Annotated in this window: 19 protein-coding genes; 8 read left to right on the top strand and 11 right to left on the bottom strand. The window is 65.9% G+C overall.

Translation table 11 applies throughout. From position 1 onward, the window contains the following. Window positions 1-26 precede the first annotated feature (26 nt). Together AAEO60_RS15395 and guaA are read right to left on the bottom strand one after the other, a co-directional pair. Window positions 27-389, bottom strand: a complete 363-nt coding sequence (locus AAEO60_RS15395; protein ID WP_341674596.1) for a hypothetical protein — start codon at window positions 387-389, stop codon at window positions 27-29. 98 nt (window positions 390-487) lie between these two features. Continuing rightward, a complete protein-coding gene (gene guaA, locus AAEO60_RS15390; protein ID WP_341674595.1) occupies window positions 488-2,062 on the bottom strand; it encodes a glutamine-hydrolyzing GMP synthase in 1,575 nt (524 codons plus the stop codon). Window positions 2,063-2,307: 245 nt separating this feature from the next. On the opposite strand from guaA, the gene AAEO60_RS15385 reads away from it, so the two are divergent. From AAEO60_RS15385 to AAEO60_RS15365, 5 genes are all read left to right on the top strand, one after another. Next, the gene (locus tag AAEO60_RS15385; RefSeq protein ID WP_341674594.1) at window positions 2,308-2,613 is read left to right on the top strand and encodes a hypothetical protein; all 306 of its coding nucleotides are present in this window, start codon (window positions 2,308-2,310) and stop codon (window positions 2,611-2,613) included. A gap of 487 nt (window positions 2,614-3,100) precedes the next feature. Next, window positions 3,101-5,620 (top strand): DNA topoisomerase (ATP-hydrolyzing) subunit B, encoded by a 2,520-nt coding sequence (gene gyrB, locus AAEO60_RS15380; protein ID WP_341674593.1) that lies wholly within the window; start codon window positions 3,101-3,103, stop codon window positions 5,618-5,620. A 29-nt stretch (window positions 5,621-5,649) separates the two neighbouring features. Further along, window positions 5,650-6,756, top strand: coding sequence for an AI-2E family transporter (locus tag AAEO60_RS15375; protein WP_341674592.1), 1,107 nt, complete (start codon window positions 5,650-5,652; stop codon window positions 6,754-6,756). A gap of 9 nt (window positions 6,757-6,765) precedes the next feature. After that, a complete protein-coding gene (locus AAEO60_RS15370) occupies window positions 6,766-7,473 on the top strand; it encodes a hypothetical protein (RefSeq protein WP_341674591.1) in 708 nt (235 codons plus the stop codon). Window positions 7,474-7,476: 3 nt separating this feature from the next. After that, window positions 7,477-8,202 (top strand): M50 family metallopeptidase, encoded by a 726-nt coding sequence (locus tag AAEO60_RS15365; RefSeq protein WP_341674590.1) that lies wholly within the window; start codon window positions 7,477-7,479, stop codon window positions 8,200-8,202. On the opposite strand, the gene AAEO60_RS15360 is transcribed toward AAEO60_RS15365, so the two are convergent. Genes AAEO60_RS15360 through AAEO60_RS15330 form a run of 7 tightly spaced genes read right to left on the bottom strand, consistent with a single transcriptional unit; the run spans window position 8,199 to window position 14,737 of the window. Continuing rightward, a complete protein-coding gene (locus tag AAEO60_RS15360) occupies window positions 8,199-8,984 on the bottom strand; it encodes a DUF1295 domain-containing protein (RefSeq protein WP_341674589.1) in 786 nt (261 codons plus the stop codon). The genes AAEO60_RS15365 and AAEO60_RS15360 overlap by 4 nt on opposite strands. A 1-nt stretch (window position 8,985) precedes the next feature. Beyond that, entirely contained in the window at window positions 8,986-9,603 is a 618-nt protein-coding gene (locus AAEO60_RS15355) for a 1-acyl-sn-glycerol-3-phosphate acyltransferase (protein WP_341674588.1), read from the bottom strand. Further along, window positions 9,600-9,905 (bottom strand): DUF3088 family protein, encoded by a 306-nt coding sequence (locus AAEO60_RS15350; RefSeq protein WP_341674587.1) that lies wholly within the window; start codon window positions 9,903-9,905, stop codon window positions 9,600-9,602. Before AAEO60_RS15350 ends, AAEO60_RS15355 begins: the two co-directional genes overlap by 4 nt. 2 nt (window positions 9,906-9,907) lie before the next feature. Continuing rightward, window positions 9,908-11,509, bottom strand: coding sequence for a carboxyl transferase domain-containing protein (locus AAEO60_RS15345; protein WP_341674586.1), 1,602 nt, complete (start codon window positions 11,507-11,509; stop codon window positions 9,908-9,910). Window positions 11,510-11,518: 9 nt separating this feature from the next. Then, window positions 11,519-12,553 (bottom strand): alpha/beta hydrolase, encoded by a 1,035-nt coding sequence (locus tag AAEO60_RS15340; protein ID WP_341674585.1) that lies wholly within the window; start codon window positions 12,551-12,553, stop codon window positions 11,519-11,521. Then, on the bottom strand, window positions 12,543-13,550 hold the full coding sequence (locus AAEO60_RS15335; RefSeq protein WP_341674584.1) for an alpha/beta hydrolase: 1,008 nt from the start codon (window positions 13,548-13,550) through the stop codon (window positions 12,543-12,545). Before AAEO60_RS15335 ends, AAEO60_RS15340 begins: the two co-directional genes overlap by 11 nt. Window positions 13,551-13,576: 26 nt before the next feature. Further along, complete coding sequence (locus tag AAEO60_RS15330) at window positions 13,577-14,737, bottom strand: acyl-CoA dehydrogenase family protein (RefSeq protein ID WP_341674583.1); 1,161 nt, start codon at window positions 14,735-14,737, stop codon at window positions 13,577-13,579. Window positions 14,738-14,860: 123 nt separating this feature from the next. On the opposite strand from AAEO60_RS15330, the gene AAEO60_RS15325 reads away from it, so the two are divergent. The 3 genes from AAEO60_RS15325 to AAEO60_RS15315 are packed head-to-tail and all read left to right on the top strand — an operon-like array spanning window position 14,861 to window position 18,684. Next, entirely contained in the window at window positions 14,861-16,378 is a 1,518-nt protein-coding gene (locus AAEO60_RS15325) for a sensor histidine kinase (protein ID WP_341674582.1), read from the top strand. Continuing rightward, a complete protein-coding gene (locus tag AAEO60_RS15320) occupies window positions 16,379-17,146 on the top strand; it encodes an ATP-binding cassette domain-containing protein (protein ID WP_341674581.1) in 768 nt (255 codons plus the stop codon). Beyond that, window positions 17,143-18,684 (top strand): ABC transporter permease/substrate-binding protein, encoded by a 1,542-nt coding sequence (locus tag AAEO60_RS15315; protein ID WP_341674580.1) that lies wholly within the window; start codon window positions 17,143-17,145, stop codon window positions 18,682-18,684. Before AAEO60_RS15320 ends, AAEO60_RS15315 begins: the two co-directional genes overlap by 4 nt. Here AAEO60_RS15315 and AAEO60_RS15310 read toward each other — a convergent pair. Together AAEO60_RS15310 and lgt are read right to left on the bottom strand one after the other, a co-directional pair. Continuing rightward, a complete protein-coding gene (locus AAEO60_RS15310; protein WP_341674579.1) occupies window positions 18,674-19,762 on the bottom strand; it encodes a class I SAM-dependent methyltransferase in 1,089 nt (362 codons plus the stop codon). The genes AAEO60_RS15315 and AAEO60_RS15310 overlap by 11 nt on opposite strands. Continuing rightward, window positions 19,759-20,670, bottom strand: a complete 912-nt coding sequence (gene lgt / locus AAEO60_RS15305) for a prolipoprotein diacylglyceryl transferase (RefSeq protein ID WP_423970219.1) — start codon at window positions 20,668-20,670, stop codon at window positions 19,759-19,761. Before lgt ends, AAEO60_RS15310 begins: the two co-directional genes overlap by 4 nt. Between the last annotated feature and the right edge of the window lie 128 nt (window positions 20,671-20,798).

Raw genomic sequence — 20,798 nt, 5'->3', positions numbered from 1 at the left:
CTTTGATCCGGCTCAAGTCCCGGAACTCAAGCCTTTGCTGCACTGCTCCGCGACAGCAGCGCACCTGCCGCCCCGCCCGCCAGTTTCAGTCCGTGGTTGACCCACGCCATCAGCGGGAACTCGATCTCTCCGGCAAGGATCGTGGGGATCGAGATGGTGTAGTAGAACAGCATGCCGACCAGACCTACCGCGAGGCCGATGCCAATCCGACCGCCCTGTGCGGGCCGCGCAGCCCAGAAGCCGCCAACCGCGAACAGGATGAAGGCAACGGCGAGGCCTTCCGGCTTGTAGCCCGCCAGGTCAGTCGAGGTCAGGTAATAGATATAGACCGCGTAGAGCAGCTCTACGGCGATCCCGGCGATGACAATGCGCTTCCAGTACTTGGCCATGATCTCCTCCCCAGGATTGGCTTCGTTCAGCCCCGCGGCTCCTTGTGTCGCCGAGTGCCTTGGCCGGAATGATCCCCCGGATCATTCCGCGTCGCAAGTCACTCCCACTCGATCGTACCCGGCGGCTTCGACGTATAGTCGTAGACCACGCGGTTGATGCCCTGCACCTCGTTGACGATGCGGGTGGCAACGCCGGTCAGGAAATGCGCGTCGAAAGGATAGACGTCGGCGGTCATGCCATCGGTGCTGGTCACGGCGCGCAGGCCGCAGACGCTGTCATAGGTGCGATAGTCGCCCATCACGCCCACGGTCTTCACCGGCAACAATACGGCGAAGGCCTGCCAGATGGCATCGTAGAGGCCCGCCTTGCGGATCTCGTCGAGATAGATGGCGTCGGCCTTGCGCAGGATGTCGCAGCGTTCCTTGTCGACTGCTCCGGGGATGCGGATGGCAAGGCCCGGCCCGGGGAAGGGGTGGCGGCCGACAAACATGTCGGGCAGGCCCAGCTCGCGGCCGAGCTCGCGGACTTCGTCCTTGAACAGCTCGCGCAGCGGCTCGACCAGCTGCATGTTCATGCGTTCGGGCAGGCCGCCCACGTTGTGGTGGCTCTTGATCGTCACCGAAGGCCCGCCCGTGAAGCTGACGCTCTCGATCACGTCGGGATAGAGCGTGCCCTGGGCAAGGAAGTCCGCCCCGCCCAGCTTGCCCGCCTCTTCCTCGAACACATTAATGAATTCGGCGCCGATGAACTTGCGCTTCTTCTCCGGGTCGGTGACGCCGTCGAGGCCCTTCATGAAGCGTTCCTCGGCGTCCACCACCACCAGCGGGATGTTGTAGTGGTCGCGGAACATGGTCTCGACCTGTTCGCGCTCGTTGAGGCGCAGCAGGCCGTGGTCGACGAAGACGCAGGTCAGCTGGTCGCCGATGGCCTCGTGGATCAGGATCGCTGCCACCGAGGAATCGACGCCGCCCGAGAGGCCGCAGATCACCTTGCCATCGCCCACCTGCGCGCGGATGTCGGCGATCTTGGTCTCGCGATAGGCGGCCATGGTCCAGTCACCGGCAAGGCCGCAGACGTGGCGCACGAAATTGGCGAGAAGCTTGGCCCCGTCCGGCGTGTGGTAGACCTCGGGGTGGAACTGCGTGCCGTAGTACTTGCGTTCTTCGTCAGCGATCACCGCGAAGGGTGCGCCGTCGCTGGTGGCAACGATCTCGAAGCCGGGTGCGAACCTGGTCACCTTGTCGCCGTGGCTCATCCACACCTGGTGCCGCTCGCCGACGTGCCACAGGCCGTCGAACAGCGCGCATTCCTGCGTCACGGTGAGGAAGGCGCGACCGAATTCGCCGCCGTCGCCGGTTTCGTGGCCGGGGCGCACTTCGCCGCCCAGCTGCTGGCTCATCACCTGCTGGCCGTAACAGATGCCGAGGATCGGCACGCCGCTGTCGAACAGCACCTGCGGCGCGCGCGGGCTGCCCTCGTCGCAGACGCTGGCGGGCGATCCCGACAGGATGATGCCCTTGGGGTTCATCCGGTGAAACGCCTCTTCGGCCAGGGTAAAAGGAGCGATCTCGGAATAGACGCCCGCCTCGCGCACACGGCGCGCGATCAGCTGGGTCACCTGGCTGCCGAAATCGACGATGAGGATGGAATCGGGGTGATGATCTGCCTGCATGAAAGGCGCTTAGAGGGGCACAGGCGCGCCTGTCCAGCGCGGGCAGGGTCCTGGACACCCGGATCAACGGTTTTTCACAAACACGAGGCCTGGTTCGCATGCGTGAAAGATTCGGCGTTGCGAAAATGTGTACGCCTGTCGCGCATTTCGCATTTGCAGCATTGCACGCTGCAGCGCACAATGAGCGCATAAGACAAAGGGATGTCCTGCGGGGGTTTTGCAACCTTTCGACCAGGAGAATTGAAATGAAGAAGTTCGCACTCGCCGTCGCCACAGCGGCCACGCTCGTTGCCGTTCCCGCCACTGCCCAGTCGGCTTTCGTCATGATCATCGGCGAAGCCCCGCGCCCGGCTGTCGTCGAAACCGATACCCCGCCCAGCCGCGAGACCTTGATCGAGGGCGCCGTCGCCCGCGCCTGCCCTGCACCCTTCATCCGTGACCTGAAGCGGCGCAACCTGCATGCCGAATGCGAGGCACAGGCCCGCGCCGAGGCCGAAGCCGTACTGGCGGCACGCGAAGGGTCCGCAGCAACCACCGTCGCCATGCGTTAAGCCTTCCGGCTGCTGCAGCCCGACATACCGGCTCGATATCTGTTGCGAAATTTGCAACAGATATCGAGCTTTTCGCACTTGCGATATTAGCAAATGCTACTATTTGCCTCGCGATCTCGCTGCCCAAGGGGAAAATCGCTCCGGCGATGGAACCACAAGGCAGCATGCAGCGTATGCATTTGTATCGCACCCCCCGCGATAGAACGAGACCAAGGCCCGGGAACACCCTCCCCCCCCTTCCCCCCCCGTTTTCGGGCCGAACAGATGGCCGCTCCGACCCCGGAGCGGCCATTTTGTTATCCGCCACCAAGCTGGCCCCAGGCGCGCCCAGCAGCAGCCCGCGCGAGACCACCAGCACCACAATCAGTGTCATCATCAACGCTCTCCAAGCGTCGCATGCGGCCGGAAGTGCCGCAAGCGGTGGAAAAGCGGCCGCCAGCTGCCCCATTGCCTTCCGCTTTCCACCCGCAGTGCCTATATAATCGACATGTCTGATACGCCTGAAGCAATTCCCGAAAAGTCCCGCCAGAACGGCGAATACGGTGCCGATTCGATCAAGGTCCTCAAGGGCCTCGATGCCGTGCGCAAGCGCCCCGGCATGTACATCGGCGACACCGACGACGGCTCCGGCCTGCATCACATGGTGTTCGAGGTGTCGGACAATGCCATCGACGAGGCCCTTGCGGGTCACTGCGACCTGGTGCTGATCGAGCTCAACCCCGACGGGAGCGTCTCGGTGGAAGACAACGGCCGCGGCATTCCGGTCGACATGCACAAGGAAGAAGGCGTCTCGGCAGCGGAAGTCATCATGACCCAGCTGCACGCCGGCGGTAAGTTCGAGAACACCAGCGACGACAACGCCTACAAGGTCTCGGGCGGCCTGCATGGCGTGGGCGTCAGCGTCGTGAATGCGCTTTCCGAATGGCTCGAGCTGCAGATCTGGCGCAACGGCAAGAGCCACACCATGCGCTTCGAGCATGGCGATGCGGTCAATTCGCTCGAAATTACCGGCGATGCCCCGCCGGTCGACAGCAATGGCGACGATGACGGCCTGAAGAAGGGTACGCGCGTCACCTTCATGCCGAGCAACGACACCTTCAAGAACGTCACCGAGTTCGATTTCGAAAAGCTCGAGCACCGCTACCGCGAGCTCGCCTTCCTCAACTCCGGCGTGCGCATCCTGCTGCGCGACAAGCGGCACGAGGAAGCGCTGGAGCACGACCTGTTCTACGAAGGCGGCATAGCGGCTTTCGTGAAGTACCTCGATCGCAACAAGCAGCCGCTGGTGCCCGAACCGATCTCCGTCAGCGCGGAGAAGGACGGCATCGGCATCGACGTCGCGCTGGAGTGGAACGATTCCTACTACGAGAACGTCCTCTGCTTCACCAACAATATCCCGCAGCGCGACGGCGGCACCCACCTTGCCGCCTTCCGCGCGGCGCTGACCCGCACGCTCAACAACTACGCCACCTCGTCCGGACTGCTGAAGAACGCCAAGGTCTCGTTGTCGGGCGAGGACATGCGCGAAGGCCTGACCGCCATCGTCTCGGTCAAGCTGCCTGACCCCAAGTTCGGCAGCCAGACCAAGGACAAGCTGGTTTCCTCCGAAGTGCGCCAGCCGCTCGAAAGCCTGATGGGCGAGAAGATGAGCGAATGGCTGGAGGAAAACCCCGCCGACGCCAAGGCCATCGTGCAGAAGATCATCGACGCCGCCGCCGCCCGCGAAGCCGCGCGCAGGGCCCGCGAGATGAGCCGCAAGGGCGCGATGAGCGTCGCCAGCCTGCCCGGCAAGCTGTCCGACTGCCGCGAGCGTGACCCGGCCAAGAGCGAACTGTTCCTGGTCGAGGGCGACTCCGCAGGCGGATCGGCCAAGAGCGGCCGCGATTCCAAGTACCAGGCCATCCTGCCCCTGCGCGGCAAGATCCTGAACGTGGAGCGCGCGCGGTTCGACCGGATCATCAGCTCCAAGGAAGTCGGCACGCTGATCCAGGCCATGGGCACCGGGCTGCGCGACGAGTTCAACCTCGAGAAGCTGCGCTATCACAAGATCGTGATCATGACCGACGCCGACGTCGACGGCGCGCATATCCGCACCCTGTTGCTGACCTTCTTCCACCGCCAGATGCCCGAGATCATCAAGTCCGGACACCTGTTCATCGCCCAGCCGCCGCTGTTCAAGGTCGCCAAGGGCAAGAGCGAAGTCTACCTGAAGGACCAGGGCGCGCTGGATCGCTACCTCGTCGACAACGGGCTGCAGGACCGCGTGCTGGAAACCCACGAAGGCGCGCGTTCGGGTGCCGACCTGGCCCAACTGGTCGAGCAGGCCCTGCTGCTCAAGAACCTGCTCGCCTTCGCCCCGCGCAAGTACGACAGTGCAGTGATCGAAGCCATGGCCATGGCCGGTGCGCTCGAGCCCGGCCTCTCCGCGGCGGACCGCGATACCCGCCTCGTCCATGCTGCCGGGCAGATGCAGCTGAGCGACGCGGAGGCCGAATGGTCGGCCCACACGACCGACAACGGCGACGTGCGCTTTGACCGCGTCTGGCGCGGCGTGGCGGACGTGCACCTGATCGAAGCCAAGTTCCTCGACAGCGCCGAAGCGCGCAAGCTGCACAAGCGCGGCGTCGAACAGGCCGAGACCTATGCCTCGCCGGCGCGCCTGGTAAAGGCCGGCAGCGAGCAGGAAGTGGCCGAAGATGGCGAAGAGGAGGCACCCGCCTTCGATCCGAACACGGCCATCACGCGTCCCTCGCAATTGCTCGAAGCCGTGCTGGCCGCGGGCCGCAAGGGCCTGTCGATCAGCCGCTACAAGGGTCTCGGCGAAATGAACGCCGAACAGCTGTGGGAGACCACGCTCGACCCGGAAAACCGCGAGCTGCTGCAGGTGAAGGTGGAAGACGCCGACGTGACGGACGAGATCTTCACGCGCCTGATGGGCGACGTGGTCGAACCGCGCCGCGAATTCATCCAGGACAATGCTCTCAACGTGGCGAACCTCGACATCTGATCCATAGCAGCAGCCCGGGAGGGGCGTAGATGGCAGCCAAGCAGCACGGACAACCGCTCGAACAGGGCGGCTTCCTCGTCTTCCTCGCCGTGGTCTCGCTGGTGCTGCTGTACATCGTCTGGCCCTTCGTCGCCCCGCTGCTGTGGGCCACGCTGGCGGCGATCATGTTCCAGCCGCTGTTCCAGTGGTTCCGCAAGCGGATTGGCGGCAACAACCGCGCCGCCGTGGCCACGCTGCTGGTGATCACCTTTGCCGTGATCATCCCGGCGCTGTTCATCGGCGGGGTCGTGGTGGAACAGGCGACCTCGGTGGTGATCGCTTTCCGCGAAGGGCAGATCGACCTCTCCGCCATGTTCGCCGCCTTCCATGAAGCCCTGCCCGATGCGTTGAGCAACACGCTCGACCTCGAAGGGTACGGCACCGCCGAAATGGTGCAGCAACGCGCGCAGGAGCTTGCGCTCGAAAGCTCGGGCCTGCTCGCGCAGCAGGCCGTTTCGATCACCGGCAGCGCCTTCGGCTTCCTGCTGTCCTTCGGCATCGGGCTCTACGTCGCCTACTTCCTGCTGCGGGACGGGCGGGAGATCGGCCGCCAGGTGCTCGACCACCTGCCGCTGCAGCGCGACATCGCAGAGGACCTCGCCACGCGCTTCCTCTCGATCGTCCGCGCCACGATCAAGGGCTCGATGGTGGTCGGGCTGGTGCAAGGCGCGCTGGGCGCCGCGACCTACTGGATCGCGGGCATGCCCTCGGTCGTGCTGCTGGGCCTGCTGACCGCGCTCTTCTCGCTCGTCCCTGCCATCGGCCCCGCGGTGGTCTGGGTGCCGGTAGCGCTGTACCTGCTGGCGACGGGAGACGTGTGGCAGGGCGTACTAGTGATCATCTCGGGCGTGGCGGTGATCGGCATGGCCGACAACGTGCTCCGCCCGATCCTGGTTGGCCGCGACACGGGCATCCCCGACTGGATCATCCTGGTCACGACGCTGGGCGGGATCGCCGCCATGGGCCTGTCCGGCATCGTCGTCGGCCCGCTGGTGGCCGGGCTGTTCCTCGCCGCCTGGGTGGTGCTGGCCGAACAGCGCAAGCCCGGCGCACCTGCCGGGGATATGGCTGCGGAAGGTCAATCCGATCTGGTGTAGGCTCGCCGCATGACCCGCGTTCTCCGCCGCTACGCCCGACCGGTTCTGACCGCTCTCGCCGCCCTCGCCGCCCTCGCCTTGCCTGCTATCGCCAGCGCGCAGGACACCGGCGAACTCGACGCGCGCATGTGCCGCAATGGCCTGTTCGCCGCTTACGGACCGTTCCAGCTTGCCCGCATTTCCGGTGAAGGCCGGGCCTATTTCCTGCACGACAGGGACGGCTGCCCCGAAGCGGCGGACTGCCGTTCCCTTGGCCAGCCCTATGTGGTGGCCGGCGATACCGTGATCGTCAGCCGCCTGCGGATGGGCCATGCCTGCGCCTTCTTTCCCAACGCGGTCGGCGGCACCGCGGGCTACCTGCCACTGGAACGGCTCGAATTCATCGAGACCGGCGCCCCGACCGGCGACAATGGCTGGTTCGGCAGCTGGAGCGGCGTCGGCAGCTCCGACATTGCCATCGGCATGTCGCGCGAAGGGCCCCGGGTGGCTGGCACGGCCTTCTGGCAGGGGCTGCCGACAGCGGACGGCCATGCGGTCATCCACGACGGCGAGATCAACGGCCCCATCACCTTTTTCGGCAATCGCGCGCGGTTTGACGAGGGCTTGTGCATTGTCGATTTCACCCTGCTGGGCGACTACCTGCTGGCGAGCGACAATGGCCGCTGCGGCGGCATGAACGTGCGCTTCATCGGCGTCTACTTGCGGGACCCGGACTGACCCGTGGGCTGGCGCGCAATCCGTCCCGGCTCGCAGGAAGAACAGGTTGGCCGCCTGGTGCTGGCCGGCGTGCTGGTCGTCACCCTGCCGTCGGTGCCGATCCTGGGTTACGCCATCTATCCCTTCATCATCCTCACCACCTGGTTCCACGAAATGGGCCACGGCATGGCCGCGCTGGCCACTGGCAACGAATTCACCCAGCTGGTGATCATGCCCAACGGTTCGGGTGTTGCCACTTCCGCAACGGCCATGGACACGCTCGGCATTTCCCGCGCGCTGATCGCCATGGGCGGTCCGCTGGGTCCGAGCATTGTCGGTGCGCTGCTGATCCTTGCCAGCAGCAACCACAGGCTGTGGAAGCCGGTGCTGCTGGCGCTGGCGGCCGCGCTGGTGGTGTCGACGCTGGTCTGGGTGCGCAGCCTGACCGGATGGATCGTCCTGCCGCTGGTCGCGCTGCTGCTGGTCGCCGTGACCTGGAGAGGGCGCGACTGGCTGCAACTGTTCAGCCTGCAATTCCTCGGCGTGCTGGCCGCCCTGTCGATGTTCCGCGACTGGGACTACCTGTTCTCCGAAGTCGCCGTGGTGGGCGGGCAGGCCATGCTGTCCGATACCGGCGCCATGGAGGCGGAGCTGTGGCTGCCGCACTGGGTCTGGGCGATCGTCATCATCGCGCTGTCGGGCCTGATGATCGGCGCGAGCCTGAAGTACGCGCTCAACCGCGAGGGCTAGCCCGCCTTGGGAAACCACGGCACGAAGGCAGGCGTACGGCGGACATAGGCGGCAAAGGCGTCCCCGTATTTTGCGCGCATCCCGCGTTCGGTCATGGCCGCGCCCGACCAGCGCACCAGCGTGAAGGTGAGGAACAGCGGCCCCGGCAGGGTCCAGACCACCGTTTCGGGCGCAATGGTCATGGCGGTCAGCCAGATGCCCCACCACACGCAGGCATCGCCGAAGTAGTTCGGGTGCCGCGTATAGCGCCACAGGCCGCGGTACATCACCTTGCCGGAATTGCCGGGATCGGCCTTGAACCGCGCCAGCTGCCAGTCGCCGACGACTTCGAAGAACATGCCCACCGCCCACAAGGCCACGCCAATCCAGGCGAGACCCGGGACGCGCTGGTCGTACTCGCTGGCGACGATCCCGACCTGCACCGGGCTGCTCACGAGCATGATGAGTATCCCCTGCAACAGGAACACCTTCCACAGGGCGGTAACGGCAAATGCCGGCAGGTTTGCGGGATCGGGCAGGATCTCCCGATAGCGTGTGTCCTCGCCATGGCGCAGATACCGCCGCAGCAGGTGTACGCCGAGCCGCACGCCCCAAACTGCCGCCAAGAATGCCAACAGCATCGGGGCCGCTCCCAGCCGGACGTCGCGCAGGCTCAGCAAGGCCAGCCCGGCCATCGCAAGGCCCCAGACACTGTCGATGAAGCTGACTTCGCGGCGCGCGACGGCCAGCAGCCACAGCACATCCAGCGCGGCAAACAGCCACACGGCGTTCTCCAGCAGCATTTCAGCCTCGTAGCTTACCGGGTGTCTCCACTTCGCCGCGCGCTTGCGCCTCCAGCATGTCCCACCGCTCGCAATGGGGCATCTTCTCGCGGTAGAATGCCGCCAGCTTGCCAAGATCGGCAAGGAAATCGCCAGATGGCATCATCGCTTCGCCAAACCCCGCCTTGCCCGTGCTCACATCCAGCCATGCGGGCACTATCGGAATGCCCGCGCCATAGGCGATGTGGTAGAAACCGCTCTTCCACTGCCCGGTCGACGAGCGTGTGCCTTCGGGCGCGATCACCAGCGCGATCTCGTCGGCATGTTCGATGGCGCGGATCACCGCCTTGACGTAGCCCTGCGGCGCGGCGCGGTTGATGGGCATGCCGCCCATGTCGATCATGAACCGCCTGAGCGGCCACTTGAACAGCGAATGCTTGCCGATGAAGCCGGGCTTGATGCCCACTTCCTGCACCGCCCCGGCGAAATATATGAAGTCCCAGTTCGAGGTATGCGGCGCGCCGACGAGGATGAACTTGGTCAGCTTGGGCGGATGGTTCTCGAGGTGGTAGCCCTTCCAGCGATAGAGCCAGCGCAGGAGGCGCCAGACAATACGCGAAAGGAGGGTGGGCTTGCTCAAGACGAGCGCCGGGGAAAACCGTGCCGCTGGTGCAAGGCAGCCAGCAGGTCGTCCTGGTCGTTCACGAAGCCGCCCTCGGCAAAGACCAGCGCGGGCAGGTTCTGGTTCTCCTCGCCGATGGCATCAACCACCGCCTGCCGCGGGCGCGGCCATGGAACACGCACGACCTCGATATTGGCGGAAAGGTCCGGGAACATGGCCAGAAGGCCGTCGATCTCGATGCAGTCGCGGCAATAGAATTGCGCGCCGTCGGCATCGGTCTTGGTGCGTTCGAGGATGAAGAGGCGGTCCCTGCCTGCCATCATCACATCCTGAACACGCCGAATTGCGGCCTATCGGGGATCGGGGCTTCCAGCGTCGCCGCCAGCGCCAGTCCGAGCACGTCGCGGGTCTGCACCGGGTCGATCACCCCGTCGTCCCACAGCCTTGCGGTGGCGTAGTAGGGGTTGCCCTCGTCCTCGTACTTCTGGCGGATCGGGGCCTTGAACTCCTCGGCCTCTTCGGCAGACCACTTGTCGGCATCGCGGTGGACCGTCGCCAGCACCGACGCCGCCTGCTCGCCGCCCATCACCGAAATGCGGGCATTGGGCCAGGTGAACATGAACCGGGGCGAGTAGGCACGGCCGCACATGCCGTAATTGCCCGCGCCGAAGCTGCCGCCGATCACCACGGTAATCTTGGGCACCTGCGCCGTCGCCACGGCCGTCACCAGCTTGGCGCCGTGCTTGGCGATGCCTTCGGCCTCGTACTTGCCGCCGACCATGAAGCCGGAGATGTTCTGCAGGAACAGCAGCGGGATGCCGCGCTGGCAGGCCAGCTCGATGAAATGGGCGCCCTTCTGCGCGCTTTCGGAAAACAGCACGCCGTTGTTGGCGAGGATGGCGACGGGCATGCCCCAGATGTGGGCAAAGCCGCAGACGAGGGTGGAGCCGAATTCCTTCTTGAACTCGTGGAACTCGCTGCCGTCGGTGAGCCGCGCGATCACCTCGTGCACGTCGTAGGGCGCGCGCACGTCATCGGGGATGATGGAATAGAGGTCCTCGGCGTCGAACTTGGGCGGACGCGGTTCGCGCAGGTCCAGCTTTGCGCCCTCGTTGGCGCCAAGGTGTGACACGATATCGCGCACGATGGTCAGCGCGTGCTCGTCGTTCTCGGCGAGGTGGTCGACCACGCCGGACTTCCTGGCGTGCAGCGCGCCGCCGCCGAGGTCCTCAGCGGAAATCTCCTCGCCCGTCGCGGCTTCCACCAGCGGCGGTCCGGCGAGGAAGATCGTCCCCTGCTCGCGCACGATCACGCTCTCGTCGCTCATGGCAGGGACATAGGCCCCGCCTGCCGTGCAGGAACCCATGACACAGGCAATCTGCGGGATGCCAGCCGCGCTCATCTGCGCCTGGTTGTAGAAGATGCGCCCGAAGTGGTCGCGGTCGGGGAAGACCTCGGCCTGGTAGGGCAGGTTCGCCCCGCCAGAGTCGACGAGGTAGACGCACGGCAAGCGGTTCTGCTGCGCAATCTCCTGCGCGCGCAGGTGCTTCTTCACCGTCATCGGGTAGTAAGAGCCGCCCTTCACCGTCGGATCGTTGGCGGCGATCATCACCTGCCGGCCCGAAACGCGCCCGATCCCGGCGATCATCGAGGCGGCACTGACGTCGCCCTCGTACATGCCGTTGGCGGCGAGCTGGCCGATCTCGAGGAAGGGCGAGCCCGGATCGAGCAGGCGCTCCACCCGCTCGCGCGGCAGCAGCTTGCCGCGCGCGACATGCCGTTCGCGGTGCCGCTCGCTACCGCCCAGCGCTGCCTCGGCCACCTTGGCCCGCAGTTCCTCGGCCAGCGCCCGGTTGTGCGCCGCGCGCGCCTTGGCTTCGGGGCTTTCGAGATCGAGTTTCGAGGCGAGGACGGGGGCGGTCATTCGGTCTCTTTACTCCTCACCCATATCCAGGTGTTCGGCCATGAAGGGCAGCACCACTTCGTTGAAGCGCTGGCCAATGTGGCTGACGTGGTTGCCTTCGTAGATCTCCCACGAGTGTTCGATGCCGAATTTCTCCAGCTCTTCGTGGATCAGAGTGTCGTCGACTACTAGCCCGTCCTGGGCGCCGACATCCGATCCGATGGCATCGAAGCTGCGCAGCGCCTCGACATGGCTGGAGACCATCGCCAGCGGCGAGTTGTTGGCCCAGCGGGCGAGCACGTGCGTGTCGACTTCGCCTTCTTCGGTCAGTGGCCAGTCGACAAAGAAGGGCGGGTTCTGCGGGTTGGGGGACCAGGCCACGGCGCTGGCAAGGCCCGCCAGCACGCCGAAATTGCCTTCGTCGATCGTCTCTTGCGTGGTCGCCGCCATCCGCGCGGCGCTCTCAGGCGTTTCCATGCGCGGGGAGACGCAGCAGGCGCTCTGCGCCCAGATGGAATCGAACACTTCGGGATGTTCCATCGCCGTCACCCATGTCCCGTACCCGCCCATCGAATGGCCGACCAGCGCCCGCCCCTCGCGCGTGGGAATGGTGCGGTAATTGGCATCGATGAAGGCCACCAGGTCCTGCGCAATGAAGTCGCGGAAATTGCCCGTGGTGACCGAGTTCGAATACATCGAACCGCCCATGCGGGTAAAAGTATCGGGCACCACCACGATGAACTCGCGGCCCTCGGCAGCGTTCTCGGCAACGGCTGTGGGCACCTGCATGTAGTTATAGAAATTGCGCCCGGTGATATAGAAGCCGTGGAGGTAATAGACGACCGGGAAATGGCGTTCCGGCTCCGTCGTGTAGCTCGGCGGCAGGACCACCATCACCTCTCGCGCAACGGCGTTGCCTTCGAGGTTACCCTCCAGCGAGGTGCCGTGCACCATCGGTGCCTCCACCGTGATGCCCTCCGGCACCTCGGCTTCGGGCGCGGCAATCTGCGCCGCGGCGGGAACCGCGAGCAGGGCCAGCGCGGCTGCGAACAGCTTATTCAGCATCGAGATGCTCCGCGAAGAAGGGCAGGACTTCGGTGCGGATACGCTCACGGATGCGGTTGCCGTGGTCGCCTTCGTAGAGCTCGAAATCGTAGTCGACCCCGAACCGGTCCAGCTCGGCGCGGAACGCGGCATTGCCGGCCAGCAGGAAGTCCTGGTCGCCGATGTCCATGGCGAAGGCCTCGAGCCCGTTGAGCGCGGGCAGGTACTGCGGCACCAGCACGACCGGCGAATTGGCGGCGAGGCGCTGGTTCACCAGCGGGTCCAGCGTGCCGTCTTCGCGCAGGCCGGTGTAGACGTGGAACACGTTGTCGGCCGTCGGATCGGGCGACCAGGTGGCGAGGGTGGACAGGGAAGCCAGCTCGCCGAAACCGGCAGCGGCGGCCTCTTCCTCGGTCATGGCCTCGATGCGCGCGGCGTCCTCTGCGGTCATCACCATCGGATCGAGGCAGCAGGCGCTCATCATGTAGATCGACGAGAAAATGCCCGGGCGGTGCATGGCCAGGCGCGCCGTGCCGTATCCGCCCATCGAATGGCCCGCGAGCCCGCGCGAGGCCGGATCGGCCAGGGTGCGGTAATTGGCATCGACCCAGTTGACCAAGTCGTCCGCCACCATGCTCTCGTAGTCGCCCACGGTGGGGCCGGAGGAATAGAAGCCGCCGCGCAGCTTCGAGAAACCGTCGGGCATGACCATGATGAAATCGTTGCCCGCCTCGCTGGCGGCCTGCACCGCCTCGTCGAGCCGGAACCCGGCCTGCTGTGCTGCCACCGGCGCCCAGTAACCGTGCAGGAAATAGACCACCGGGTAATGCTGGTCGGTGTTCTCGTCGTAGCCGGGAGGCGTCACCACCACCACTTCGCGCGCGGTGCTGTTGCCCTCGAGGTTGCCTGCCAGCGACGGGCTTTCGAAGGTTGTGGTGACGACCCGGGCAGTCTCCTGCGCGATGGCGGGAACGGTGACGAGCAGCGCGGCGGCTGCGGCAAAGGCGGTTTTCAGCATGTCTCTCCTCTCATGCTGCGGTGTGGTTATACGCCGATCAACTCCCGGCCGATCAGCATGCGCCTTATCTCATTGGTTCCGGCGCCAATGTCCAGCAGCTTGGCATCGCGCAGGTAGCGTTCGACGGGCCAGTCGGTGGTGTAGCCCGCGCCGCCCAGCGCCTGCACTGCCTCGCCCGCGACGCGGAAGGCGTTTTCCGAAGCCAGCAGGATCGCGCCCGCGGCATCGAAGCGCGTCGTCTGGCCGTTGTCGCAGGCGCGCGCCACGGCATAGGCATAGGCCCGCGCCGATTGCAACGCGACATACATGTCCGCGATCTTGGCCTGCAGCAGCTGGAACGAGCCGATGGGCTTGCCGAACTGGGTGCGCTCGCGGACGTAGGGGATCACCGTGTCGAGGCAGGCCTGCATGATGCCCAGCTGCACGCCCGAGAGCACGACGCGCTCGTAGTCGAGCCCGCTCATCAGCACCTTCACGCCTTCGCCGACCTTGCCCAGCACGTTCTCTTCGGGGACATGGCAATCCTCGAACACCAGCTCAGACGTGATCGAGCCGCGCATGCCCATCTTGTCGATCTTCTGGCCGGGCGCGAAGCCCTGCATGTCCTTCTCGATCAGGAAGGCGGTGATGCCCTTGCTGCCCGCGCCGGCATCGGTCCTGGCATAGACCACCAGCGTCTCCGCCACGTGGCCGTTGGTGATCCAGAACTTGGTGCCGTTGAGCAGGAACCCGCCCTGCACCGCGTCGGCCTTGAGCTTCATCGAAACCACGTCCGATCCCGCGCCCGGCTCGCTCATGGCGAGCGCGCCGACATGGTCGCCCGAGATCAGGCCGGGCAGGTACTTGGCTTTCTGCTCGGCATTGCCCCAGCGGGCGATCTGGTTGACGCAGAGGTTGGAGTGGGCACCGTAGCTGAGGCCCACGGCGGCGCTGGCGCGGCTCACCTCTTCCACCGCGATGGTGTGTTCGAGGTAGCCCAGGCCGGTGCCGCCATCTTCCTCGCTCACGGTCATGCCGTGCAGGCCCAGCGCGCCCATTTCGGGCCACAGCTCGATCGGGAACCAGTCCTCGCGATCGGCCTTGGCGGCCAGCGGCGCGATCCGTTCGTCGGCGAAGCGGGCCACGCTTTCGCGAATCATCTGGGCTTCTTCGGTCAGGCCGAAATCGAAATCGGGGGTGGCGCGCATGGGCTTGAGGCTCCTCTTCTAAGGGTGGCTCTAGCAACCATGTGCCTGAAGGCAAACAGGTTACAGTCGCAACTACCAATATTGCTAGGAAGTCATTGAAACGTAGGCTAGCTTCGCCGCTCTATGCCATTTAACGAACTACCCGACGATGGTGCCATGCCGGCACCCAGCGCCGACTTTGCTGACGAAGCAAAGCGCCTCGACGTACTCGCGCGTTTCGAAACCGAAACGCTGGAGGACGACCCCGAGCTGCAGGCCATCGTCGAATTCGCCGCACGCCTCTGCAATGCACCTGTTTCCATCGTCACCACGCTGGAAAAGGACCGCCAGCGGTTCCTTGCCAAGCGCGGCGTCGACCAGCGCGAAACACCGCGCGACGTTGCCTTCTGCAACTACACGCTGGGCACGTCCGAGCTGCTTGAGGTGCCTGACGCCCCGGCCGACCCGCGTTTTGCCGACAACCCGCTGGTCACCGACGGACCGGGTGTGCGGTACTATGCCGGCCAGCCGCTGGTGTCGCAGGAAGGCGCATCGGTCGGGACGCTCTGTGTCATCGACGTGGAGGCGCACCCGGAGCCGTTGGACGAATTCCAGCGTGAGGGCCTGGCCGTGCTTGCCCAGGCCGCCATGCGGCGGCTCGAAGCACGGCGAAATGCCCGCCACGCCAAGCGGATCATTGCCGAACGCGAGGAACGACTGCGCCGCGTGCTCGAAGGCTTGCCGCAAGTCGCCTGGTCTGCCGATGCCGCCGGCAATTTCGATTACTTCAACCGGCGCTGGCGTGAGATGACCGGGGGCGAGCCTCCGCAACTGGCCGAAGAATGGCGCCCCTACATCCACCCGGACGATGCCGAAGCCGCCTTTGCCGAATGGAATCGCTGCTTCGCCAAAGGGGAGGAATTCGAAGTCGAATTCCGCATGCGGCGGGCTGACGGGTCCTGGGCCTGGGTGCTCTCACTGGCAGTGCCGGTTGCCGAGCATGCCGGAGATCCGGTCCGCTGGTTCGGCACTGTCACGGACATCGACGAGGTGCACCGCGCGCTCGACGAGCGCGACCTGCTGGCGAAAGAGCTGGCACACCGGATCAAGAACATCTTCGCCGTGGTCATCGGCCTCGCCTCGCTCAAGGCGCGCAAACAGCCCCAACACCAGCCTTTCGCCGAGGAGCTGACGCAAGTTCTGCGCGCGCTCAACCGGGCCCACGATTTCGTGCGTCCGCAGGAAGGCCCGGTGCAGGAAAGCCTGAAGGGCCTGCTTGAAGCCATGTTCGCCCCCTATGGCGAGACCGACGGCCAGCCCTGCGTGCGGGTGAGCGGCATGGATACGCCAGTCGGTGCGCGGGCAGCCACGCCGCTGGCGCTGGTATTCCACGAAATGGCTACCAATTCGGCCAAGTACGGTGCGCTGTCGGCTGACGGCGGCTACATCGAATTGCGCATCAAGGACGAGGACGATGCCATCGCTCTGTCGTGGAACGAATTCGGCGGACCGCCGGTAGAGGATGGCGGTGCACGCGGCTTCGGCTCGCGGCTGGTGGAAATGAGCGTGACCGGGCAGCTGCAAGGCACCTTCGAACGCCATTTCGTCTCCTCGGGCCTGGTTGCGGAACTGACCATGGCAAAAGCCGCGCTGACCGATTGAATGACGGAAGGGGCACGCCACTTCCTCCGCTGCGAAGCGCTCTCCAAGTCCTACGCCGGCACCCGCGCCCTGCGCGCCATCACGCTGGGAGTGGCGGAGGGCGAATTCGTCGCGCTCGTCGGCGCATCGGGATCGGGCAAGTCGACCCTGCTCAAGTGCATCAACCGGCTGGTCGAACCCACGTCCGGGCGCGTCTTGCTCGATGGCGATGATGTCACCACCGGCCCTGCCCCGGCGCTGCGCCGCCGGATCGGCTACGTCTTCCAGGGGATCGGCCTGTTCCCCCACATGACCGTTGCGGAAAACGTGGCCATTGGTGCGAGGCTTGAAGGGCGGAAACTCTCCGGCGAACGCATTGCCGAACTGCTCGCCCTGGTGGAACTCGATGCCGGGATGGCCAGCCGGTTCCCCGCCGAACTGTCCGGCGGACAGCGCCAGCGCGTGGGCGTCGCCCGTGCCCTCGCCACCGATTCCCACCTGCTGCTGATGGACGAACCTTTCGGCGCGCTCGATCCGATTACCCGCGGGCAATTGGGCGAACGCGTTCGCCGCCTGCACGATGATCTCGGCCTGACCACCGTCATGGTCACCCACGACATGGCCGAGGCCCTGCTGCTGGCGACACGGGTGCTGGTGATGGACGGCGGCGAGATCGTCGCTGACGCCACGCCGCAGCAACTGCTTGCGGGCGAAGGCGGTGAGGTGGCGCAAGCCCTGGTAGCCGTGCCGCGCGCGCAGGCGCGAGCCCTCGCGGGCATCGGCAAATGAGCGCGCTCGTCGAAGCCCTGCTCAATCTCGGGCCGCAGCTGGCCGAGCATGTCCTGCTCTGCGCTGCCGCCATTGCCCTGGGTGTCATGGTCGCCTTGCCGCTGGCGGTCTGGGCCAGCCGCTCGCCGCCCGTGGCAAGGATCACGCTGGGCTTTGCCAGCCTTGTCCAGACCATCCCGGCGCTGGCGCTCTTGGCCCTGTTTTTCCCGATCCTGCTCGCTGCGCGCGCCGTGTTCGGCGAGGGGCTGCCGACGCTCGGCTTCCTGCCCGCATGGCTGGCACTGGCGCTCTATGCCCTGCTGCCGATCCTGCGCAACGCCGTCACCGCGCTTACCAACCTCGACCCCGAACTGATTGAGGCCGCCGACGGCCTGGGCATGACCTCGTGGCAGAAATTGCGGCTGGTGGAGGCCCCGCTCGCCGCGCCCTTTGTCATGGCGGGCATCCGCACCGCCTCGGTCTGGACGATCGGCGCCGCCACGCTCGCCACCACCATCGGCCAGCCGTCGCTGGGCGATCCGATCTTTGCCGGGCTGCAGACGCAGAACTGGGTGCTGGTACTGGCGGGTTGTATCGCCAGCGCAGGACTGGCGCTGGTGGCTGACGCTTTGCTGGGCATGGCCGAGCGCGGCCTCGCGCTGCGCAAGCCGAAGCTGGCCTGGGGCGGCGCCTTGCTGGCGCTGGCGGGGATTGCCGCGGCGGCCCTGTCCTTGGCTGACTGGCGCGGCGGCGACACTCGCGAAACGGTGGTGATCGGCGCCAAGGGATTTTCCGAACAGTATATCCTCGCCCGGGCCATCGGCCTGACGTTGGAGGATGCGGGCTATGCGGTCGAATACCGCGAGGGGCTCGGCTCGGCCGTGGTCCACAATGCCGTCACCACCAGCGCCATTGACATCTCCATCGACTACACCGGCACGCTCTGGACCAACCAGCTGGAACGCAGCGACAATCCCGGTCGCGCGGCCATGTATGCAGAGCTGGTGCGCTGGGAGGCGGAGACCAGCGGCACGCGGGTGCTGGGGCGGCTGGGGTTCGAGAATGCCTATGGCCTCGCCGTAGCGCCCGACACCGCCGCCATTTTTGGCCTCGCCAGCATTGCGGACCTTGCCGCCGTCGCGCCGGACCTGACCATCGGGGGCGATCCCGAATGGTTCGAACGCCCCGAATGGCGCGCCGTGCGCGATGCCTACGACCTGCGCTTTGCAGGGCAGCGCACCTTCTCGCCCACCTTCATGTACAACGCGCTGCAATCGGCCGAGGTCCACGTGATCAGCGCCTATACCTCCGACGGGCGCATCGCGGCGGATGGGCTGGTGGTGCTGGAAGACCCGCTCGAAGCGCTGCCCTCCTACGATGCCATCGTGCTGCTCAGCCCGCGCGTGGCGCAGGATGAAGCCTTGGCCGAAGCACTGGAACCGCTGGTCGGCGCCGTGGACGTCGAGACCATGCGCGAGGCCAATTACATGGTCGACCGCGAGGAAGACAAAGCCACGCCGGAAGAAGCCGCGCGCTGGCTGCTCGACGCTATTCGCTGAAGCCAGCCCCGTCGGGCCAGTCGGGTGCCGTCAGCCCCATCACCTTGAACAGGTCGCCCATCTGGTCGGGACCGATCAGGCGGTCGCGCGCGCGCATCAGGGCGTCGCGGTGCTGCGGGGCGAACTCGGCGAGCGCTTCGGCGCGGTCCCCGATGCCGAGGCGGGTGAGGAATTCGCCCTGGGTCACCGTGCCCAGCACGCGCGCGCTGCGCGAGCGGGCGATCTGCTCCATCTGCGCGAAGTCGACATGGCAGGTCAGGTCGCTGTCACCCGGCGCATCGAACACGCCGACCTTCTGGTGCCCCTTCACCGCCTGCAGCGTCGATCCGCTGCGGCCGTGGGTATAGCCGTAGTCGATGAACAGCGCGGCACCGCCCTGGCTGGCCAGCCGTCCGGCCACTTCGTACATGATCGTCGCGGCAGCGGGCGAGGTTTCGATCACCGTGCCGGCCGGGTCGTCACGCCGCGCCTCGGGCACGGCGGAATCCATCGGCTGGCGTCCCGGCGTCTCGACGAGATTTCCCTCGCCATCCACCGCCACCATGATCTCGCGCCAGCCTTCGACAGTCTTGACCAGCTGGCGCACGGGCATGGCGTCGAGAAATTCGTTGGCGACCAGCAGGATCGGCCCTTCGAGCGGCACTTCGGACAGGTCGCGGTAATGCACGGCACCGGGAACGCGCGACAGCTGTTCGTCGCGCATCCGGCGTGAACCCTCGACCAGGCACATGCGCGGATGCAGGCCGTAGCGCTTCATCGCCCGCTGCGCGTCGCGGGCCAGGGTGCCCTTGCCGGGGCCGAGCTCGACATAATGCACCGGCTCGGAACGTCCGGCGCGGATCCACATGTCCGCCAGCCAGAGACCGATCAGCTCGCCGAACATCTGGCTGATTTCCGGCGCGGTGATGAAGTCGCCGCCCCCAGCACCTCCTGCGCCGATCACCTTCTTGTCATTGTAGTAGCGCGCGTTCGATTCGCCCATGAAATGCATGAGGCTGATCGGTCCGGTCGCGGCAATCAGGCGGCGGAAGGTATCGCCAAGGTCGCGCTTCGCGTCTTCGTCGCGCAGGTCGCTCAAGCTGCCTCCGGATCGCTTTCTTCAGCTGCTGCCGCCTTGGCCTTCTTGCCGCTGGCCAGTTCGGGCCGGGTCATCGACCAGGCCATCAGGCCGAGGCCGACAAGGATCAGCGGGATGGTAAGCCACTGACCCATCGACAGGCCCGTTTCGGCAGCAAATTCGGCCAGCTGGGCGTCCGGCTCGCGGTAGAATTCGACGGTGAAGCGGGCGATCGAGATCACCGTGGTGAACAGGCCCACCAGGAACCCGGTACGATAGCGCGCGCGGGTCAGCCAGAAGGCGCAGAGCATCACCACGATCACCAGCAGCCCTTCGCCCAGCGCCTGGTAGAGCTGGCTGGGATGGCGCGGTTCGGGCCCGGCGCCGGGGAAGATCATCGCCCAGGGCACGTCGGACTGCACCGTGCGGCCCCACAGCTCGCCGTTCACGAAGTTCGCCAGCCGCCCGAACAGCATGCCGAAACCGACATTGACGCTGAGGTAGTCCGCCACGCGCATGAACGGCAGGCCACCGCGCCACGAGACCCAGGCAATGGCCAGCACCACGCCGACCAGTCCGCCGTGGAAGCTCATGCCGCCGTCCCACAGCCGCAGCACCTTCCAGCTGACAAAGGCGTCGTCCTCGAAGGTGGTCCAGTGGCTCGGCTCGTAGAAGGTCACGTAGCCCAGCCGCCCGCCGATGATGATGCCCAGCGTGCAGTAGAAGAACAGGTCGTCGACGTGCACCTGCGCCATCGGCGCGCCGGGTGCCTTGACCATTTTCGAGAGGTGCCAATAGCCGAGGATGATGCCGGCGAGGTAGGCGAGCGAATAGTACTTCAGCTCGAAAAAGCCGAGGTCGATACCCTTCTGCAGCCCCAGGTCGCTCCAGTGCATTGCCGTGCTTCCCGCGGCGGCCAGCATGTCCATTATCACCTTGCGCACCTCGAAATTGCCGGAGCAATTGGCGCTCCCATGGGTCTGAGCGCGCTTTGGCACAGGGCGATGCGGCAGGAAACCCCCAAGGTCTGCCTGGTGACCGGGGCGAAGGGCTTTGC

The sequence above is a fragment of the Aurantiacibacter gilvus genome (assembly GCF_038289935.1).
Classification (GTDB): Bacteria; Pseudomonadota; Alphaproteobacteria; order Sphingomonadales; family Sphingomonadaceae; genus Alteraurantiacibacter; species Alteraurantiacibacter gilvus.
The sequence above is the reverse complement of the archived record's forward strand: the minus strand, read 5'-3'. Positions and strand labels throughout refer to the sequence as shown.

Bases quoted from the DNA above. Each gene is read 5' to 3' on its own strand.
- gyrB (WP_341674593.1), top strand. From the start codon at position 3,101: ATGTCTGATACGCCTGAAGCAATTCCCGAAAAGTCCCGCCAGAACGGC.
- AAEO60_RS15330 (WP_341674583.1), bottom strand. From the start codon at position 14,737: ATGCGCGCCACCCCCGATTTCGATTTCGGCCTGACCGAAGAAGCCCAG.
- AAEO60_RS15315 (WP_341674580.1), top strand. From the start codon at position 17,143: ATGAGCGCGCTCGTCGAAGCCCTGCTCAATCTCGGGCCGCAGCTGGCC.
- AAEO60_RS15395 (WP_341674596.1), bottom strand. From the start codon at position 389: ATGGCCAAGTACTGGAAGCGCATTGTCATCGCCGGGATCGCCGTAGAG.
- AAEO60_RS15345 (WP_341674586.1), bottom strand. From the start codon at position 11,509: ATGACCGCCCCCGTCCTCGCCTCGAAACTCGATCTCGAAAGCCCCGAA.
- AAEO60_RS15350 (WP_341674587.1), bottom strand. From the start codon at position 9,905: ATGGCAGGCAGGGACCGCCTCTTCATCCTCGAACGCACCAAGACCGAT.
- AAEO60_RS15385 (WP_341674594.1), top strand. From the start codon at position 2,308: ATGAAGAAGTTCGCACTCGCCGTCGCCACAGCGGCCACGCTCGTTGCC.
- guaA (WP_341674595.1), bottom strand. From the start codon at position 2,062: ATGCAGGCAGATCATCACCCCGATTCCATCCTCATCGTCGATTTCGGC.
- AAEO60_RS15340 (WP_341674585.1), bottom strand. From the start codon at position 12,553: ATGCTGAATAAGCTGTTCGCAGCCGCGCTGGCCCTGCTCGCGGTTCCC.
- AAEO60_RS15360 (WP_341674589.1), bottom strand. From the start codon at position 8,984: ATGCTGCTGGAGAACGCCGTGTGGCTGTTTGCCGCGCTGGATGTGCTG.
- AAEO60_RS15320 (WP_341674581.1), top strand. From the start codon at position 16,379: ATGACGGAAGGGGCACGCCACTTCCTCCGCTGCGAAGCGCTCTCCAAG.
- AAEO60_RS15325 (WP_341674582.1), top strand. From the start codon at position 14,861: ATGCCATTTAACGAACTACCCGACGATGGTGCCATGCCGGCACCCAGC.
- AAEO60_RS15370 (WP_341674591.1), top strand. From the start codon at position 6,766: ATGACCCGCGTTCTCCGCCGCTACGCCCGACCGGTTCTGACCGCTCTC.
- AAEO60_RS15335 (WP_341674584.1), bottom strand. From the start codon at position 13,550: ATGCTGAAAACCGCCTTTGCCGCAGCCGCCGCGCTGCTCGTCACCGTT.
- lgt (WP_423970219.1), bottom strand. From the start codon at position 20,670: ATGGACATGCTGGCCGCCGCGGGAAGCACGGCAATGCACTGGAGCGAC.
- AAEO60_RS15375 (WP_341674592.1), top strand. From the start codon at position 5,650: ATGGCAGCCAAGCAGCACGGACAACCGCTCGAACAGGGCGGCTTCCTC.